The sequence below is a fragment of the Clostridium acidisoli DSM 12555 genome, from assembly GCF_900176305.1.
Classification (GTDB): domain Bacteria; phylum Bacillota; class Clostridia; order Clostridiales; family Clostridiaceae; genus Clostridium_I; species Clostridium_I acidisoli.
This window is the reverse complement of sequence record NZ_FWXH01000006.1, coordinates 1-19,305: the sequence shown is the minus strand read 5'-3', so window position 1 is coordinate 19,305 and position 19,305 is coordinate 1. Positions and strand designations below refer to the sequence as shown.

The 19,305-nt window shown below is 29.2% G+C and carries 22 protein-coding genes; 7 read left to right on the top strand and 15 right to left on the bottom strand.

From position 1 onward, the window contains the following. Nucleotides 1–246 precede the first annotated feature (246 nt). Entirely contained in the window at nucleotides 247–945 is a 699-nt protein-coding gene (gene sleB / locus B8978_RS09785) for a spore cortex-lytic enzyme (RefSeq protein ID WP_084115656.1), read from the bottom strand. A gap of 169 nt (nucleotides 946–1,114) precedes the next feature. Here sleB and B8978_RS09780 point away from each other — a divergent pair, with 169 nt between their 5' ends. Continuing rightward, nucleotides 1,115–2,995, top strand: coding sequence for a YgiQ family radical SAM protein (locus tag B8978_RS09780; RefSeq protein WP_084115654.1), 1,881 nt, complete (start codon nucleotides 1,115–1,117; stop codon nucleotides 2,993–2,995). An 86-nt stretch (nucleotides 2,996–3,081) separates the two neighbouring features. Here the strand turns inward: B8978_RS09780 and B8978_RS09775 are convergent, their stop codons facing one another. The 7 genes from B8978_RS09775 to B8978_RS09745 form a co-directional block, all read right to left on the bottom strand. Beyond that, complete coding sequence (locus B8978_RS09775) at nucleotides 3,082–4,821, bottom strand: Hsp70 family protein (RefSeq protein WP_242950534.1); 1,740 nt, start codon at nucleotides 4,819–4,821, stop codon at nucleotides 3,082–3,084. A gap of 12 nt (nucleotides 4,822–4,833) precedes the next feature. After that, the gene (locus B8978_RS09770) at nucleotides 4,834–5,280 is read right to left on the bottom strand and encodes a nucleotide exchange factor GrpE (RefSeq protein ID WP_084115650.1); all 447 of its coding nucleotides are present in this window, start codon (nucleotides 5,278–5,280) and stop codon (nucleotides 4,834–4,836) included. A 3-nt stretch (nucleotides 5,281–5,283) separates the two neighbouring features. Beyond that, nucleotides 5,284–6,471 (bottom strand): J domain-containing protein, encoded by a 1,188-nt coding sequence (locus B8978_RS09765; protein WP_176212669.1) that lies wholly within the window; start codon nucleotides 6,469–6,471, stop codon nucleotides 5,284–5,286. 98 nt (nucleotides 6,472–6,569) lie between these two features. Further along, nucleotides 6,570–7,226: a hypothetical protein gene (locus B8978_RS09760; RefSeq protein WP_084115646.1), complete on the bottom strand. Its 657-nt coding sequence runs from the start codon at nucleotides 7,224–7,226 to the stop codon at nucleotides 6,570–6,572. Nucleotides 7,227–7,272: 46 nt separating this feature from the next. After that, complete coding sequence (locus B8978_RS09755) at nucleotides 7,273–8,160, bottom strand: YegS/Rv2252/BmrU family lipid kinase (RefSeq protein WP_084115644.1); 888 nt, start codon at nucleotides 8,158–8,160, stop codon at nucleotides 7,273–7,275. Between the two features lie 167 nt (nucleotides 8,161–8,327). Then, nucleotides 8,328–8,756, bottom strand: coding sequence for a CBS domain-containing protein (locus B8978_RS09750; RefSeq protein ID WP_084115642.1), 429 nt, complete (start codon nucleotides 8,754–8,756; stop codon nucleotides 8,328–8,330). Nucleotides 8,757–8,817: 61 nt separating this feature from the next. Continuing rightward, nucleotides 8,818–9,480 (bottom strand): TVP38/TMEM64 family protein, encoded by a 663-nt coding sequence (locus B8978_RS09745; protein ID WP_084115640.1) that lies wholly within the window; start codon nucleotides 9,478–9,480, stop codon nucleotides 8,818–8,820. 271 nt (nucleotides 9,481–9,751) lie between these two features. On the opposite strand from B8978_RS09745, the gene pssA reads away from it, so the two are divergent. Beyond that, nucleotides 9,752–10,288, top strand: a complete 537-nt coding sequence (gene pssA / locus B8978_RS09740; protein ID WP_084115638.1) for a CDP-diacylglycerol--serine O-phosphatidyltransferase — start codon at nucleotides 9,752–9,754, stop codon at nucleotides 10,286–10,288. Nucleotides 10,289–10,307: 19 nt separating this feature from the next. Here pssA and B8978_RS09735 read toward each other — a convergent pair whose 3' ends face one another. The 6 genes from B8978_RS09735 to B8978_RS09715 all read right to left on the bottom strand — a co-directional run bounded on the left by B8978_RS09735 (nucleotide 10,308) and on the right by B8978_RS09715 (nucleotide 14,552). Next, nucleotides 10,308–10,637, bottom strand: coding sequence for a hypothetical protein (locus B8978_RS09735; RefSeq protein WP_084115636.1), 330 nt, complete (start codon nucleotides 10,635–10,637; stop codon nucleotides 10,308–10,310). A gap of 68 nt (nucleotides 10,638–10,705) precedes the next feature. After that, nucleotides 10,706–10,882: a hypothetical protein gene (locus B8978_RS19840; protein ID WP_176212668.1), complete on the bottom strand. Its 177-nt coding sequence runs from the start codon at nucleotides 10,880–10,882 to the stop codon at nucleotides 10,706–10,708. 12 nt (nucleotides 10,883–10,894) lie between these two features. Beyond that, nucleotides 10,895–11,434 carry a rubrerythrin family protein gene (locus B8978_RS09730; protein ID WP_084115634.1) on the bottom strand — a complete coding sequence of 180 codons (540 nt, stop codon included), beginning with the start codon at nucleotides 11,432–11,434 and terminating at the stop codon, nucleotides 10,895–10,897. Between the two features lie 61 nt (nucleotides 11,435–11,495). Then, entirely contained in the window at nucleotides 11,496–12,371 is an 876-nt protein-coding gene (gene sdaAA / locus B8978_RS09725; protein ID WP_084115632.1) for an L-serine ammonia-lyase, iron-sulfur-dependent, subunit alpha, read from the bottom strand. Nucleotides 12,372–12,396: 25 nt separating this feature from the next. Then, nucleotides 12,397–13,080, bottom strand: a complete 684-nt coding sequence (gene sdaAB, locus B8978_RS09720; RefSeq protein ID WP_084115630.1) for an L-serine ammonia-lyase, iron-sulfur-dependent subunit beta — start codon at nucleotides 13,078–13,080, stop codon at nucleotides 12,397–12,399. Between the two features lie 20 nt (nucleotides 13,081–13,100). Then, nucleotides 13,101–14,552 (bottom strand): nucleoside kinase, encoded by a 1,452-nt coding sequence (locus B8978_RS09715; protein WP_084115628.1) that lies wholly within the window; start codon nucleotides 14,550–14,552, stop codon nucleotides 13,101–13,103. A gap of 119 nt (nucleotides 14,553–14,671) precedes the next feature. On the opposite strand from B8978_RS09715, the gene B8978_RS09710 reads away from it, so the two are divergent. Next, nucleotides 14,672–15,358: a DUF421 domain-containing protein gene (locus tag B8978_RS09710; protein ID WP_084115626.1), complete on the top strand. Its 687-nt coding sequence runs from the start codon at nucleotides 14,672–14,674 to the stop codon at nucleotides 15,356–15,358. A gap of 8 nt (nucleotides 15,359–15,366) precedes the next feature. Further along, nucleotides 15,367–15,747: a DUF4363 family protein gene (locus tag B8978_RS09705; RefSeq protein WP_084115624.1), complete on the top strand. Its 381-nt coding sequence runs from the start codon at nucleotides 15,367–15,369 to the stop codon at nucleotides 15,745–15,747. Between the two features lie 40 nt (nucleotides 15,748–15,787). Here the strand turns inward: B8978_RS09705 and B8978_RS09700 are convergent, their stop codons facing one another. After that, complete coding sequence (locus tag B8978_RS09700) at nucleotides 15,788–16,825, bottom strand: nucleoid-associated protein (protein ID WP_084115622.1); 1,038 nt, start codon at nucleotides 16,823–16,825, stop codon at nucleotides 15,788–15,790. A gap of 219 nt (nucleotides 16,826–17,044) precedes the next feature. Here B8978_RS09700 and B8978_RS09695 point away from each other — a divergent pair, with 219 nt between their 5' ends. From B8978_RS09695 to B8978_RS09685, 3 genes are read left to right on the top strand one after another with little or no spacing between them, the layout of a single operon-like run. Next, nucleotides 17,045–17,917 (top strand): DUF5685 family protein, encoded by an 873-nt coding sequence (locus B8978_RS09695; RefSeq protein WP_084115620.1) that lies wholly within the window; start codon nucleotides 17,045–17,047, stop codon nucleotides 17,915–17,917. 41 nt (nucleotides 17,918–17,958) lie between these two features. Further along, nucleotides 17,959–18,570, top strand: a complete 612-nt coding sequence (locus B8978_RS09690; protein ID WP_084115619.1) for a J domain-containing protein — start codon at nucleotides 17,959–17,961, stop codon at nucleotides 18,568–18,570. Beyond that, nucleotides 18,564–19,100, top strand: a complete 537-nt coding sequence (locus tag B8978_RS09685) for a hypothetical protein (RefSeq protein WP_242950533.1) — start codon at nucleotides 18,564–18,566, stop codon at nucleotides 19,098–19,100. Before B8978_RS09690 ends, B8978_RS09685 begins: the two co-directional genes overlap by 7 nt. Nucleotides 19,101–19,305: the final 205 nt, after the last annotated feature.

Below are 19,305 nucleotides of genomic sequence, written 5' to 3'. Positions count from 1 at the left end.
TTGCAAAGTATAGTGGAGAGGGTGAAGGGTTTTCCGTGGGAAAAGGCTATGGATGCTTTTTCTCCGCTGTGCTACGAAAAATCTTTGAACTTAAATTCATTATTTTTCTGACGTAGGAGGAAAAATTTCCTTATCCTTTACTGATTTATCAGTAAACTCTTCACCTTTTATCCGAGCCTTTGCAAGGATAAAACCCTTCACCATTACTTTGCAATCTCTTTATATTATGAACAAACTTAATTTATCCTATCTGCAAAATCTATGTTTACCAATTATCTTAATAAGTGGTCTTGACCATATCCATGCATTTGTTGTTTTTGCAGGATTAAAATAATAGAAGGCTCCTCCAGATGGATCCCATCCATTAAGCGCATCTCTAGCTGCATTTATAGAATTCTGCTCAATTTTAGCATTAATTTGCCCATCTACAGTAGCAGTAAAGGCACCTGGAGCATATATTACTCCTGCTATAGTTGATGGAAATCTTGGATCCCTCGTTCTGTTTATTACGACTGAACCTACTGCAACCTGCCCTTCATAAGGCTCTCCCCTTGCTTCTCCATTAATAAGTCTTGCTAAAAGCATAAGTTCTTGGCTGTTTCCTGAGTATTTACTTGTACTTGCTGGTGCCTGATTTATACCTAATGCTGCTAGTGTTGAATCACCTGCGATTCCGTCTGATTTTAATCCATTTTTTCCTTGAAAAGCCTTAACTGCAAGATAAGTATTATATCCAAACTTTCCATCTACATTACCTTTATAATATCCCCAATTTTTTAATTTAGTTTGTATTTGAGTAACAATAGCTCCACTAGCTCCATATTTATAACTAGCTGCATCTCTACATTCATTGTTAAAAGGAAAAACTATGGATGTTACTGAATATGATACCAATATTACAACTATACAAACAAACATATATTTTTTCTTTTTTATCGTAAGCATGTTCAATTTACCTCCTATCAAAAACTTAATTTACTTTATTTTTCTCCAAATAAACAATAACTATTCTCTTAAGCATATTAAAATTTAGAACTCTGTTTATATTTATGGCGTATTATGTTAAGATTATCTAATGGTTTAACAACTAATTTTAATTAGGAGATTCAATACAATGAAAGATAAGAACATTTTTTTACCTATAAGTAAAAAGGATTTAGAAGAAAGAGGAATAGATCAACTTGATTTTATAATAATTACAGGTGATGCTTATGTAGATCACCCATCTTTTGGTACTGCTATAATTGGTAGAACGCTTGAAAGTGAAGGTTTTTCAGTTGGCATAATTCCTCAACCAAATTGGCATAATTCAGATGATTTCAAAGCTTTAGGAAAACCTAAATATGCGTTTTTTATAAATTCAGGAAATATAGATTCTATGGTTAATCACTATACAGCTGCAAAGAAAAAAAGGCATGATGATTTTTATTCACCAGGTGGGGAAGGTGGTCACAGACCAGATAGAGCTGTTATTGTTTATTGCAATAGGGCAAAAGAAGCTTATAAAGATGTTCCTATAATTATAGGCGGTATAGAAGCTAGTCTTAGACGTTTTGCTCATTACGATTATTGGGAAGACAAAGTTAGAAGAAGTATACTTATTGACTCTAAAGCTGATCTTTTATCCTATGGAATGGGAGAAAAAACTACAGTTCAAATTGCAAACTTATTTAAATATGGTATGAATATAAAATCTATGAATGATATTCTTGGTACAACTTATGTAACTTCAGATATAAGTTCTTTAAAAGACTATGTTGAAGTACCATCTTTTGAAGAGGTTTTAGAGGATAAAAAAGCATATGCAAATGCGTATAAACTTCAATCTATGGAGCAAGATGCTTTTAGAGGCAAAACATTAATACAAAAACATGGAGATAGATATGTTGTACAAAATCCTCCTCAATATCCACTATCTCAAGCTGAAATGGATAAGACATACAATTTGCCATATACAAGGACTTACCATCCAATTTATAATGAAAGTGGTGGAATTCCAGCTTTAAATGAAGTTAAATTTTCCATAACAAGTCATAGAGGCTGTTATGGCGGGTGTTCATTTTGTGCACTCACCTTTCATCAAGGAAGAACAATACAAAATAGAAGTCAAGATTCTATAATTGATGAAGCAAAGACAATGACAACTTATGATGATTTTAAAGGCTATATCCATGATGTTGGAGGACCTACTGCAAACTTTAGGCATGTATCCTGCAAAGAGCAGCTAGAACGTGGTGTATGTAAAACAAAGCAATGTTTGTTTCCAGCTCCTTGCAAAAATTTAAAGGTGGATCATACTGAATATTTAAGTCTTTTAAGAAAGTTAAGAGCATTACCAAAGGTTAAAAAAGTTTTTATACGTTCTGGTATCAGATATGATTATTTAATTTATGATAAAGACACAAAATTTTTTGAAGAACTTTGTAAATATCATATAAGTGGTCAATTAAAGGTTGCTCCTGAACACATAAGTGACAGAGTCTTAAATAAAATGGGTAAACCTGGAAAATCCGTTTATAATAAATTTGTAAAAAAATATTTCGAGATAAATAATCGTTTAGGAATGAAACAATATCTTGTACCTTATCTTATGTCTAGCCATCCAGGAAGTGATTTAAATGCTTCTATTGAGCTTGCATTATACATTAAAGAGATGGGATATACACCTGAACAAGTTCAAGACTTTTACCCAACCCCTGGAAGTATATCTACAACCATGTATTATACAGGTCTTGATCCAATGACAGGTGAGCCCGTGTATGTTCCTAAAAAACAACATGAAAAAAACATGCAAAGAGCTTTGCTTCAATTCAGTAAACCAGAAAACTATAAAATAGTTAAAGAAGCTTTATTAGCTGCTAATAGGGACGACTTAATTGGTGGCGGGCCTGATTGTCTTATTCCAGCATCCCCTAATTTTAGGCATAAAAGATCAAGTGGGCATAGAAAACATACTCCACTAAAGAATAATTCAAATAGTAAAAAAACAAGGTAAAATGAAATTAACACTCAGTTGGGCTGCTGCTTATTACCCCTCTGAGTGTTAGTTGTTTTTCAAGCTTTAATATTATGTTTTTTAAATCAGCTCAAATCAAAAAGCATATCCGTTAATTTCTTATCATACACCTCTACTAATTCCTTATTATTTTCAATAACAGCCTTTTTAAGTTTGTTTAATACAATACCAACTTCTATTTTGTTATCATCATCTAATTTTTCAAGTTTCTTTTCAGCTATTTCAATAGTAAATTTTATTTCATTAGCAAGTTTTGAATCTTTCCATTCATCTAACTTACCTTTCTCCTCTTTCTTTGTATTAATAAAGTCAGAAATTGAAACTAATGAATTATCAAATCCATTCAAATCAAACTTAGCTGATATACTTTTCCCTGTACTTATAACCTTTGCAATTATCTCAAGTATTCCGTTTAAATCATATGAAAAGCTTACTTCTAGAGCCTCTTCTCCTTTTAAAGCACTTGGTATTCCAGTAAGCACCACACTTCCAATATGGATGTTTTCATTAACGGATTTTGATACTCCTTCATATACTTCTATAATTACCTCTGTTTGATAATCATAATTTGTATAATAATTTTTTTGAATTGTACACGGTATTTTTGTGTCCCTTTTAATCAGCGGATCAAATATACCATCAAATCGTCTTCCGTACTCTCCATACTCAACAACGCTTATACCAAGGTTATATTGACAATTATCCGTAATAATTAATCCATCTTCAGAACTTATCTCATCTTTTTTTATACCAGCTTGTACTGCAGCACCTAATGCCACAGCTTCATCTGGATTTACTCCAAGTTTTAATCTTTCTCCAAACCTATCCTTTAATAAGTTTCTAACACAATCCATCTTACTAGATCCACCAACTGCAAGTACCACATCTATATCTTCATCAGTATAACCAGCTGCATCAATTGTATCATCAATAATTTTTTCAGTAGTACTAATTAAATCATAAATTAATTCGTCCATTTTCTCTCTTGTTAACTTTAATTTTATTTCTAATGGTTTATCGTTTTTATCTACAGCAACAAAAGGTAGATTAATTTCAGTTTCTTCTCTATATGAAAGTTCTATTTTTGCCTTTTCAGCTGCATCTTTAATTCTAGACATAGCTATTATATTCTCAGATAAGTCTATACAATAGGTTTTTTTAAATTCTTCAACAACATAATTTACAATTCTTTTATCAAAGTCTTTACCACCAAGCTTGTTTTTCCCTCTACTTGCCTTTACATCTAATATTCCACTAAACAATTCCAATACAGAAACATCAAATGTACCTCCCCCTAAATCATAAACCAAAACTTTTTCTTCATTTTCTAAATTACTAAGTCCATATGCCATTGCTGCTGCCGTTGGTTCATTTATTATCCTATCTACCTTAAATCCTGCCATTTCACCCGCCCTTTTAGTAGCTTGTCTTTGTAACGAATTAAAATTAGCAGGTACTGTAATTACTGCCTCATCAACTTTATCTTCTAAAAATTGTTCAGCATAATTTTTAAGTTCCTTAAGTAATATTGCAGATATCTCTTCTGGTAAATAACCTCTTTTGTCTAAAATTATTTTTTTATCCATTCCAATTAAAGTTTTTACCTCTGCAACCGTTTTATTCGGCTTTAATATGAGCTGCCTTTTCGCATATTCCCCAACAACATATTTTCCTTCTTCTGTTATTCCAATAACGGATGGTGTGACTTTTTCTTTTAGATCATTAGTTATTATTTCTGGTTTTCCATCTTTTATATACGCAATTTCACTTGTGGTTGTTCCTAAATCAATGCCTATAATTTTCATGATAAAGCCCCCCTACTTTGTAGCAATTACCTCTGCTGGTCTAATTACATTTCCATTGTATTTATACCCTTTTTTTATTACATTAACTATTTTAAATTTATCTTCATTTGAACTCTCTATAACTTGAACACATTTATGAATTTTATTATCAAATATTTCATTAGCAGTAGGTATTTCTTCTACATTTATCCCTATTAAATTTTTTTTTATATTTTTCTGTACACCATTTATGTTGTTTACTAATTCTTGATTACCAGTATCTATTGCAAACTTATTTATATTATCAATTTCATCTAGGATATATATTAATGTTTTAATTATCTTTAAATTTGTTTCTTCAGCTTCTAGTGATTTTTTTTCGTTAATATTATCCCTTAAAAATTCTAAAGACAACAACAACTTTTTATTCATTTTTTCTATATTGTCTATTTTAGACTCAATATTATTTTCTTGTTTCATATTTCAAAAATCCCTTTCAACTTCTTTAACAATATTGCATATTTTATCATTAATCTCATCATATAAATCGCGCTTTAAATCATATAAATCTAAATATTCCTCTTTTATGATGTGTACTGAGTCAAACATATCCTTATTATTTAATAAAATTGCATTATTAATTTGATTTATATTTTCTTTAGCATCTCTTTCATACTGAGAATTTGATAATCTAAACCTATATAAATAATAATATATAGGTGTTTTTAGAATACCTATTATCCGATCATCCTCTAGAAGTTTATTAAATTTTTCTGTAAGTCTTAACAATCGTTTTGATTCTTCATAAATCTTTTTTACCGTTTCATTGTCTCCACATATCTCAATAGTTTTTTTGCTTATTAATTTTGAGCTAATATAATCTAACATTTTATAAAGACTTTTTGCAAGGTAATAAAACCTTCCTAAAACATAATTTTTTGTTTCTTTATCGTTCGGAATTATTTTACACATGTAATTCATAGTTTCTTCTATAATGCTTATCTCTTTTGAAAAAGTACACACACGAATAATTTCATAATAATAAATAAATTCCCTGAAATCATAAGTTTTGTTTGTTTCAGCTGCTTTTCTTAAATATTGTACAGCTTTATTATATTCGTTTTGCTCTATATAAATATCAGAAATTATAGAAACATTCTCTTCATTTTTCCCATCTATACAAAGAGACTTAATTAAATACTCTTCTGCCTTTTCTATGTCTCCATTTTTTTTATATGCGTATCCTAAATTCCCTAAATATACTGAGTTTTTAGAGTTAAACCTTACTAATTCCTCTAGCTGGTTTATGCCCTCTTTAGTTTGTCCATTGTATAGAAAGGTTAATGCCAATTTGTTTTTTATATAACTTAAGCTAGGTTCTATAATCAATATTTTCTTATACTGATTTACAGCTTCGTAATACTCTCCATTTTCAACAGCATCATCAGCTTTTTTCTCTAATTCATTAATTTTGTTACCGTATTTACTTCTTGCTATATACTCAGCCCTTCTTAATGGATTTATAAGTATTTCATAAGCTTCTCTTATTTTTTTAAATTGCTCGGGAGCCTTTTCTGGGGGATATTTTCTTACCATTTTTGCATAAGCCACTTTGATTTGTTTTTCATCTGCCAAAGAATCAACTTCTAGAATATTATATAAGTTTTCCAAACCCATACACCCTCCCCTTTTTGCTTATCTCATAATATAATTATATATATTAGATTTGCCCACTTCAAGAAATTTTATAGAATAATACCTTAAAATGGTTAATTATTTTTTTCTATTTTTTTTAAGCAGTATACGAGGGTTATACACCAAAGTAATTCGCCTATCACATATTGTGGCAACACATTATCTACTACATACGGAAGCATTATTGTTACTATAGTAGAAAGTGAGGAAAATATTGCAATTGAACTTCCAAATTTGTCTGATTTGTTTTTATTGAAAATATTAACTGATATAATTAAAAATATGACATTAAATATAAGATATAGAATATCAATGTAAAAAAAATTATTTTCTAATTTTATTGTATAACCTAATACATAATTAGATGACAACGTAATATCTGCAGGTATTTTTAAAATTGTTATTAAGTATAAAGTTATAAGTATTAATGACATTAAATTTATATTTGAAAAGTTTATTTTGTCACTTCTTAGAAGTATGTATATAGATATCATGCCGCACATAGGTATAGAGATAAAGTATAGAAAGTAAAATACTTTCAACATATACATATATTTTGAATTGTCCTGTAAAAACATTAAAATTAATATTGTATATCTAATTAAAATAAATATCAATGTTATTATGCTTAAGTTTCTAATTTTTTTAGGGACCTTAGCCACCACTTTAAACCCAAAGAATACAAAAAAAATAACAAGTAATAATAGAGTTACATATGCATATAAAAGCATGCTATTCCTCCTAACATTTATTACTTATTATTATTATTATTTATTATTATTTATTCTCAATGCCTAAAATTTTTAGTCCACGTTTTACACATGAAATTTTAAGTGGAAAATCTGGTCCCTTCTCACCATCAATATCTGTTACTATGCCTTCATCACTTTCAATGGTCAGCTCGTCTGTTTTGTAATAAATAAGACTTGAACTTTTATCTAAATGATTTCCTTTAAACATATCAAAAAGAAGACCAATAATATCCCCTGGTTTACTTGTTTTAATTATTATTACATCTAAAAGTCCATCATCTAATGAAGCTTTGTATGCAAAATTCATATTTCCAGCAGTTTGTCCATTAAAAATCAACATTAAGTATATTTCACCATCAAAATTATTCTCTTTTGAACTAACTTTAAATTTAAGTGGTTTAAAATTCGGTATCTGTTCTAATCCTTTTAAATAATATGCAAGTTTTCCCATGGTATTTTTCATATTAATATCTGTTTTTTGGGACACATCTGTAAATAATCCCATACTTGCAACATTTACAAAATACTTATCATTAATCTTACCTAAATCAATCTCTTTAACTTTTGAATTTAATATTTGTTTGCATGCCTTTTCAATTTCCATAGGCATATTAATAAATTTTGCAAAATCATTAGCAGTTCCTGTTGGAAGTATTGCTATAGGAATATCTATGTCATTGTTTTTAATATAATTAACAACATTATCTACAGTTCCATCTCCACCCGCTATAAGTATATATTTGTAATCTCTATCAAAATCTTCAAACGCTTGTTCTATTCCAAACTTCATGCTTATTCTATAAGGTATTATTGTGTATCCATGTTTCTGATGTATTTTTATAACCTTATCTATATTATTTACAATAGAATTTTCTCCTGAATAGGGATTATAAATAAATTTTACTTTATTCATACTTAACTCTCCTATCAATATGTAAATTTAATTATTTCTTACTAGGTTAGTATGTTCCAAATTTGAAACATACTAACCTATATTCAAATTTCAATTATAATTTTATATTTAAACATAAAAAATTTCTACTACTTTTATAAAATGTTACAGTTTATATACAAATTTAACTACATAACTGGTGTACAAGGCTCTGATACATTACATAGTGTATTTTCAGCATCATCTTTAAGGTTCTTTGATGTTGCTATATCTCCTAAAGCTATAAATCCAGTTAATTTATCATTTTTTACTACTGGAAGCCTTCTTATTTGTCTTTCACTCATTATCCTAGCTGCATCGTGAATGTCTGTATCCTGATCTACAATCACTGGATTAGAGGACATTATTTCTCTTACAGTTTGAACTCTAGGATTTTGTCCTTTTGCAACGTTTCTAACAGCAATATCCCTATCTGTAATAATACCGATTACATTTTCTCCACTACAAACAGGTAATGATCCAATATTATGTTCATTCATAATTTGAGCGGCTCTCTCAACAGTGTCATCACTGTTTAAACTTGCCACGCTTTTAGTCATAATTTCTCCAACCTTCATAATAAAAACACCTCCTAATTGTATTTTAACCAAGAGTTTTTTTATTATAAGCGTTAATTTATTACCTTTTCTTGTTTTTATAGCTTTTATATATATAATTTGCTAATAGTGCTATTATAATCATTATTATGATTGGCACAAATATCCTTTTAATTGTATGTTTACCTAAATTTCTACCTATGTATGAATATATAAACATTTCAGGTATTATTCCTAATATAGTTCCCATAATAAAGTCTTTATATTTAACTTTAGTTAGTCCTGATGCGTAACTTAAAGCATCATATGGGAATACAAATGACAACCTCATAAGGAACATAATTAAAAAGCCCCGTTTTTCTAATTCAGAATCTATCTTTAGAGTTTTACCTTTTAAAATTTTATCCACAAATGGTTTACCTAAAGCTCTTCCAAGAAAAAAAGCCAAAGTTGCTGAAAAAAAACATCCGATCATACTAAAGATAAAGGCATAAAATGATCCAAAGATATTTCCTGCTATTATTGAGAGTAGTGATGCAGGTATTATGAGTACTATTGGTCTTAAAGAGTAAATTATAATAAAAACTAAAGATGAAAATTTACCATATCTTAAAATATAATGTCTTAAATATTTTGGATTTATATTGGGCAATATATTTCTAAATCTAAAAATTGAAAGTAAAATAATGATAACCACTACAACTATTCCTATGTACTTTAAGTTGTTTTTTATAAAACCCTTCATACTTTTTCTCCCCTTGCGTTATAAGATATATAATAACATTTTCATGCTTTCATTTCTAGTAGTTGTAAAAAACTAACTAATTATAATATAATATATTGAATAAGCCCTTAACTTATAAAAAAAAATGCGTTATAATATATTATAACAATATTACACTTAAAAATTAACATGATTTTTTTATTTATTGTGTTATAATTGTTTAATGTACCTTTTACTTTTATTTTTAGGAATTATCTAATATTTTTATTGAAAACATAGGAGTGATAATAAAATGGCTAAAAATGCTGTACCAAATATTTTTACATTTAGTAATTTAGCTTGTGGTGTGTTATCTATTTTAATGACATTTGAAGCATCGTCTCAAAATGTAGAAGCCTATAAATGGGCCTGTTTATTTATACTTTTAGCAGCACTTATAGATAGATATGACGGAAGAGTTGCTAGATTTCTTAACGTTTCAAGTGAAATCGGTAAAGAACTTGATTCACTTGCAGATTTAGTTTCTTTTGGAGTTGCACCATCTATACTTGCTTATAATCTATATGATTTTTCAAAGTTTGGACCAATTGGTTATGTGCTAGTTTTGGTTTTTCCAATTGCAGGCGCATATAGATTAGCAAGGTTTAATACAACAACCTTCGACGGAAACTTTACTGGAATTCCTATAACTGCTGCTGGAGTTATTCTTGCATTTTATTCATTAATAATACTTTTAATGAACTCAACTCCAAATATTGCTATAACCGTAGTATTTATCATAATGTTAGCTTACCTTATGGTATGTAATTTAAAGTTTAAAAAAGTTTAGGAAATTAAAAAACTCCATTTTATGGAGTTTTTTTAAATTCTTCTTCTATTTCATCACTTATATAGACTTTATCCACTAACTCTCGCATTAATTCATCCTTTAACTTACAGTACTTAATATATGCTTTATCATGTTCATTCATTTCACACAATATGTTATCTATGACCTGCCCAAGTTTATTTACTCTTTTTATAGCATTCCTAACATCATTTTTAGTTGCTAGTGCTATGCCATTTAACTCCCCTGCTCCTCCAATTAAAAGTCTATATGAATTTGTAAGTTTCCCCAAAAGCTCTACTTGATTATTTATATCTGAATAGTAATTTTCTAAAACTTTTCTATTTGACAATTAACTTCACCCTATAAATATGAATATTACTAATTATTATATTTACTTATATTGTTCCGTTATACCTATTAATTATTCTCTTTATATACTGCTTCATTACAATATTCATCATCTATATTCTCATATACATCTATATCCTCATCAAAATTTATCTCACTGCAATCATTACTTCTAGAAAGCTCTTCATCTATATCTGTCACCTCAAAATCAGGGCATAAAAAATACTCCGGATAATATATAAACATTTTCAAATCCTCCTATTTAAAATCTTCACAATAAATTTTAAAATAACCTCTTGGAAATTTACATAAAGGACATATTTCAGGTGCTTCTTTTCCTATATGGATATATCCACAATTCATACACTGCCACATGACATCTTGGTTCCTTTTAAATTCTTTACCGTTAATTAGATTTTTCCGAATATAAGAAAATCTCTCCATATGGTGTTCTTCTACTTCTCTAAGTTCCTTATAAAAATCAGCTATTTCAGTAAACCCTTCTGACCTTGCGACTTGTTCAAATTCCTTATATAATTTTGAGCTTTCAAGAGATTCACCTTCTGATGCATCTTGAAGATTTTCAGCAGTTGATTTTACTAACTTCAAGTATCTTCTAAAAACTTCTCTAGCATGTGCCATTTCATTTTCAGCTGTTTGTAAAAATACACTTTTAATGTATTGTAATCCTTCTTCTCCTGCCTTTTCAGCATAAAATGTATATTTATTTCTTGCCCTTGATTCTCCTGCAAATGTTTTGTATAAGTTTTTTTCAGTCTTACTTCCCTTTAAAATCATAAATTAGCCTCCAAATAAAATCCCACTATTAATTTATGACTTAAAACCTAATCTGTTACTCCTAATTATTTTTTATTAATTCTTTAAGCTCCAGTCCCTTTTTAGTTACAGCAAGCCCTCCTAAAGCTGTTTCCTTAAGTTCACATGGCATATCTTTCCCTACCTTATACATTGCACTAACGCAATCGTCAAATGGTATTTTACTCTCCACTCCACTTAAAACAAGATCTGCTGTAGACAGTGCACTAACTGCACCTGCTATATTTCTTTTTGCACAAGGTATTTCTACTAAACCTGCTATAGGATCGCATACAAGTCCTAAAATATTTTTTATAACTATAGCTGCTGAGTCTAATGATTGCTTAACGGTTCCACCCATCATTTCCACCACAGCTGCCGCTGCCATTGCTGCTGCAGAACCACATTCTGCTTGGCATCCTCCTTCTGCACCTGCTAAAGTAGCATTTTTAGCTATTAAAACGCCTATACCAGACGCTGTAAAAAGGGCATTAACAAGTTCCTCATCAGATTTTTTATACTTCTCTCCAACAGTAATGATAACCGCTGGTAATATACCACATGAACCGGCTGTAGGTGCTGCTACTATTTTGCCCATGGCTGAATTTACTTCTGCAGAAGATAATGCTCTAGCCATTGCTTTAGTTAAGAATTCTCCACATATTGTGTTGCCACTTTTTGCATATTTATATACTTTTACCGCATCTTTTCCTATAAGTCCGCTTACTGATGTAACCTCATGTTTCATTCCATATTCTGCTGCTTCTCTCATTACATCAAGGTTTTTTTTCATTCTCTCTATTATTTTATTTTTAGACTGTACATCTCTGTTTATTTCTTCTGATAATGTATACTCCCATATCTTAATGTTCTTACTTTGGCAAACCTCAATGAGTTCTTCTCCTGTATTTACAAACATCTTTTCTCTCCCTATGCTCTCTTTTTTAATCAGCTTCTACAATTGGATTTATAATTCTTATACTCTCTATATTTCCAAGTGCTTTTATTTTTGTCGCAATATCTTCTGGTATAACACTATCCGTTTCAAATATCATAGAGGCTTTATATCCCCTATTCTTTCTGTATACCTTTAAGAAGGCTATATTTATTTCCGCTTCATATATAATTGTACTTACCTTTGATATCATTCCAGGTACATCCTTATGCTTAATTATAAGTGTTGGATAATTTCCTGTGAATTCAATTTTTTGTCCGTCAATTTCCGTAATTTTTATATTTCCTCCACCTACAGACGATCCCATAACTTCAACATTAATTCCATTATCTTTTGTAAATATAATTTTTACTGTATTTGGGTGCTCATCACCTAAATCAGTTTCAATAAATCTAAACTCCATATTATTTTCTTTTGCAATGTCAAATGAATTTTTAAGTCTTTCATCCCAAGGATTTAATCCTAAAACTCCTGCAACAAGAGCCTTATCTGTTCCATGTCCTCTGTAAGTTTTAGCAAAGGACCCATGTAAATAAAATTCAACTTTTTTAAATTTATCCTCTCCTGCTATTATGGCTGCAATTTTTGCAAGCCTAGCCGCTCCTGCTGTATGGGAGCTTGATGGACCAATCATTATTGGACCTAAAATATCGAAACAACTATATTCTCGCATTGAAACACCTCTATCTATCTTTAGTATTTATAAAAACAGCTTCCTCCAACAAATTCTCTTAATATAGAATTTTCAGGTACATATTCTACATCTATTTCTTTAAAGAAGTTTAAGAAACTCTTTAGTCTAACCCCTTCATCATATACAGGACTATCTTCTTTTATTTTATCTAATTCTATAATAGCGTATTTTTTAAGTGCACATAACTCATAAACTAAAGTTGAATTAAACATAGCATCTGCCTCTTCTTGAAATACGAATATGTTTTTTTCTTCACCTTTTCTAACTGAATCCCACATTTTTAATGTTTCCTCACCACCATAACCCCTTGACAGATAATCCCTTACTATTCTTCTTATGATTCTTACATCTGTGGTAGCTATTCTGTTATGATTATCAAGATTTAATTGTGTTAAAGCACTTATATATATTTTAAACTTTTTATCTTTAGGTATTGATGAGGTTAAAAGCTCATTTAATCCATGGATGCCTTCAATTATGATTATGGATTTCTCTGGCAAACTAGTGGCCTCTTGGCACCATTCTCTTTCTCCATTTTTAAAATTAAATCTAGGCAAAACAACTTTTTTTCCATTCATTAAATCCTTAAGATTTTCATTAAATAATTTTAAATCTAAGGCATAAATTGATTCAAAATCACAATTTCCATTTTCATCCTTAGGCGTATCTTTTCTATTTAAAAAATAATCATCTAAAGAAATTGGTACAGGTATAAATCCATTTACCCTAAGCTGAACTCCTAACCTTTTAGAAAATGTAGTTTTCCCTGATGATGATGGACCAGCTATGAGAACTACTTTTATGTCCTTTTTTTCCTTTATCATATCTGCTATATATGCAATTTTTTTCTCATGAAGTGCCTCTGCTACTCTTATAATATTAATTATATCCCCATTTATAACTTTTTCATTCAATGATCCAACATCACTAGCACCTAAAATGTTTCCCCATTTTTCTGTTTCATGAAATATTTCATATAATTTTTTTTGTTCCTTAAACTCAATAAGTTTATCAGGTTCTTTCTCGCTTGGGTAGTTAAGAATAAAGCCTGATTCATATTTAAAAAGATCAAAAACCTTTAATACTCCAGTTGAAGGCTCCATATCTCCATAAAAATAGTCATATCTACCATTAAGTTCATAAAGTTTCAAATTTTCATATGATATAGTTTTTAGAAGTTTAACCTTGTCTTCCATCTTATACATTTCAAATATTTCTATAGCTTTCTTTCTCGTCACTGAAACTTTATTTATTTTTATATCTTTTTTTATTATCTCTAACATTTTTACTTTAATTGCTTTTACATCTTCCTCTGTTAGTTGGTGGTCTTTATGAATTTCTCCAAAAAGTCCTTCTCCTAAGGTATGTTCTATAGTTATTTTGGCCTCTTTGAATAGTTCAAGAGTTGCACATATTAGTACAAATTGTAACGTTCTTCTATAAGCTTTCATGCATTCACCTTCGACATTCTTATTTGACAATATTATTATACTTTAAAAAAATAATAAATGTATTATTTTTTTGAAACTTGCAAACAATATGTATGCACTAAAATAAGGCGGTGGCTTGTATGTTTATAATAATGCTCCGAACAATTATATTATATACATTAGTAGTATTAATTATGAGAATCATGGGTAAACGTCAAATTGGAGAATTGCAACCTTTTGAACTTGTAATCACAATAATGATATCTGATCTTGCTTCTCTACCAATGCAAGATACTAGAATTCCACTTATCCATGGTGTAATACCAATTGTAACTTTATTATTTTTAGAAATACTAATATCCTTATTACAACTAAAAAGTGAAACTGCAAGATTAGTAATATCGGGCAAACCAAGTATATTAATTAACAAGGGTAAAATTGATATTGATATAATGCGGGCTCAAAGATTAAATCTAAACGACCTTTTAGAGGAAATAAGATTAAAAGGTTATTACAACCTTGAAGACATAGAATTTGCTATTCTTGAGACAAGTGGACAGTTGTCTATTATACCTAAAACAGAGCTGTCTAATACTACAAAAAAAGATTTGAATGTAAAATGCTCTCAAGACACTATACCTATAACTTTAATTTTAGATGGTAAGATTAATTATAAAAATCTTAAAATACTTGGGATGGATGAAAAATGGCTACTTACAACTCTACATAGTAAAAATATTAATTCTCCCAAAGAGGTTTTTATCGCTCTATCAGATTCAAAAGGTAAATTTTATATGCAAACATATAAGGCGCATTCAAAAAAATAGGAGAAAATATGAAAAACATATTTATGACTTTATTTTTATTTATAGGTGTGATATTAATTTGCTTCTTTTCAGTTAGATATTTAAATAATATATCTGATAAAGTATATGCTGAAAATACTTCAATAAAAAAATATATACAATCAGAAAATTGGACTAAAGCTAACAGCAAATCAAAAGAAATGTCTAATCAATGGCACATATATTCTAACAACTGCTCTGTATTCGTAAATCATACACTGATAGATGATTTAAGTCTAGAAGAGCATAAACTTGAAGCATATATAAAAACTAAAGATAAAGAAGAAGCACTTGCATCTTCTGAAAGCATAGAGTTTTTATTGGAAAGAATAAAGAAATTAGAAACAATAAATCTTCAAAACTTGTTTTAAAAATAGATATGAGGACATTCAAATTTGAATGTCCTCATATCTATTTCTCAATATAATTTTTTACATGTTTAATTAACATATTTATGGTTCCATCACCGTTTCTTATAATTTCAAATTTTGAATTGTCATTATAAGCTTCTTCATCGATATATATATCAATTTCTTTATCAATTTTAAGTCTCACTCTTTTAAATTTATTATCAATCCATTGCTTATCAACTTCCACATTTTCAGTTATGCCTCGCTCTTTAGCATACTGTACAAAGTTTTGTGATTCCTCAGCATTATCTCCAAATATTTCACTTGAAAGTTCATTTATATTTATGTTATCTTCTTCTTTAAGCTTTTTCTTTATAGATGTTCTTACAATTTCCGCTTTATCTGCATTGTCTTTTAAATTATCACGTGTCCATTTTTCAGTAGTCTTAATAAAATTACGAGTGACATCTCTTTCATTATTCACAATAGTACATCCCAAAAAATTGTTTATAAAATAATTAGAACCATAGTCTTCTGCATCTTTGCTTTTGCTTTGTTTATCAATAACCATTAAGTCAAATTTATTTTCATCTTTTAATGGTTTTATAAAAGCACATTTTTGAAGTCTTTGACCTCCTGATGGAAGACCTACAAATTGTGGGATAATGTTTATACCAATCTTATTTTCTACAAAATCAATAGAGTGAGTATAATTTTTAACGTAATCCATTTTTAGAATTGCAAGCATTAATCCATATTCTGTTGATATTGACACTACCATTAAATCACATGATGGTATACTTCCATTTGACTTCATTAAAACAAAAAGTTGATTGGCTATATCCTTTGATGCTGTAATTAAATCTATCTTACCATTAAAGTACTCCATAGAAACATCTTTTACAATATTCCTTTCATTATTAAAAACTGCGTACTTTAATTCTTCATCTTTAAGACACTTCTGTATATGCTTTAAAATATATTCATATGTTTCATCCATAAGTTTAAGTTGATACTCATTATAAACAGGTTCTTCACTATTATTATCTAATATATGTATAGTTGCCCCATTTAAATTAACTTCATTAACGTATTCCAATTTTTCACCTTCCTAAGACTTTTAAAATTCATAAAATAATTATAACATATAAAATTATTTTAGACCTACAAAATATTAAGAGGCTGCAGTACGTATATGTTAAAAGTTTTAACCACCTAATTGTAATGAAAAACATATATCAATTAAGTCTACTATGTTATAATAAAATAAATTTCACCCATTTGGTGGACAAAAAAGAAAGGTGTTGTTTTATCCTTAATGTTTGGTTATGTTACACCATTTAAACCTGAACTTAAAATGAAAGACTATGAGAAATTTAAAGCCTATTATTGTGGGCTTTGCTTGTCTATAAAAAAAAATTATGGCAATATTCCAAGGCTTCTTATTAATTACGATATGACTTTTATTGCAGTACTTTTAGATGCCCTTGAAGATAAACCGTGTGACTTTATAACTGCTAGATGTGTTGTTCATCCTCTGAAAAAAAGAATATTTATTACTAACAATTTAGCATTAGATTACGCAAGTTTTCTAAATGTGGCTCTAGCTTATTATAAACTTGCTGATGATATAAAAGATGATAAATCATTAAAAGCAAAATTGTTTACACTGCTTATTAAGAATTATGTTCACAAATTTCCTGACACACTTAAATCACATAGTGATTTTATAAAAGATAGATTAAAATCTTTGTATATATTAGAGGATGCTGAAGATAATGTAAGCATAGATGAATTGTCACACCCATTTGCTGAATTAACTGCATTTATAGTTAGTGAATATAAAGGTAATAATAAAGAAAAGGATTCTCTTTATAATCTTGGTTATAACCTTGGAAAATGGATATATATTATCGATGCTTTTGACGATCTTGAAGAAGACATGCGAGACGGTAAATTTAATGCATTATGTAAAACTTTAAACAAAGATAATTTAGATTTTTATCAGTTTAGAGCTTCAATCAAAGACAGAATCGATTTTCTGTTAGTTACTTCTGCAAGAAATTGCTTTGACAATTTAAATAAATTGTCACTTAGAACAAATAATGATATTCTATATAATATACTACAAGATGGCTTATTAGGAAAAATGAAAAGTGTATTTGATAAAGCTTATTCAAAAAATAAATAATAAAAATATATATTTAAGCGTAAACGAGGAGGAAATTATACATGCGAGATCCATATGAAGTACTAGGGGTTAAAGAGGGCGCCTCTCAAGAAGAAATAAAAAAAGCTTATAGAGAACAGGCTAAAAAATATCATCCTGACCAATATGGCAACAACCCACTAAAGGAACTTGCCGAAGAAAAAATGCGAGAAGTTAATGAAGCTTATGATTATCTATTAAAAAATAGTTCAAGTGGAAGCGCACACAATGGTAACTATAGTAGTCAAAATTATTCATCAAGTAGCAGCAGTGAATATAATTCTATAAGAATGGATATAAATAATGGGAACTTACAAAATGCTGAGCAAAAACTAAACTTAATAAAAACTAGAGATGCTGAATGGAATTTCTTAATGGGAAATCTATACCTTAGAAAAGGCTGGTATGACAATGCCTACACATACATAAACACTGCTTATAATATGGAACCTCAAAATCCTGAATATAGAAATGCTCTTCAATCTTTATCACAAAGAAATACCTCATATAGAAATCCTTATGGAGGCGGCATGGGTGGCAATAGGGACAATGATTGTATGAACATGTGTATTACAATTTGGTGCACAGAGCAGGCTTGTGACTGTATGGGCGGTGGCATGGGCGGTGGATGTTAAAGGTTAAAGGAGATGAAGATTTTATGTCAAAGTCGAGCCTCTTAGCAAAAGGAGGAATATACACAGCTCTTTCAGTTTTGTGTATCTACCTTTCAAGCATTATTCCTACTACTAAATTATATGTTTTAGGTGTAGCATCATGTATAATTCCAATATCTATTTTAACAACAAATATAAGAAATAGCTTAATTGTATATGCTGCTGCTTCCATTTTATCAATTTTACTACTAGGAATTAGATGGAACGTATTTGCCTATATAATATTCTTTGGCAGCTATGGCTTTATAAAATATTATATTGAAAGAATTAATAAACTTCCACTGGAGATATTATTAAAGCTTATATTTTTTAACCTCTGTATGTTTATAATTTATTACATATATAAGCTACTTTTTATGGATGTCCTAAAAATAAAATTGCCTTTAGCTTTTGCTGTAATAGCTATTGAATTTATATTTTTAATTTGTGATTATGCGTTAACCCTTTTTATAGCTTACGCAAATAGACGTTTTATTAAAAGATTAAGATGAAGCATACCACAAAAAAATTGTGAAACAAGGTTAAATCTTTTTATCGTAGCTAAAGCCGTCAAAGGTGAAGGACAATATACTTAAGTTCAAAGATTTTTCTCAGCATAGCGGAGAAAAATCATCCATAGCTTTTTCCCACGGAAAACCCATCACCTTTGACCAGCAAAGCGCCTGTCAAACCCTTCACCTCGCTTTAGCGACCCTT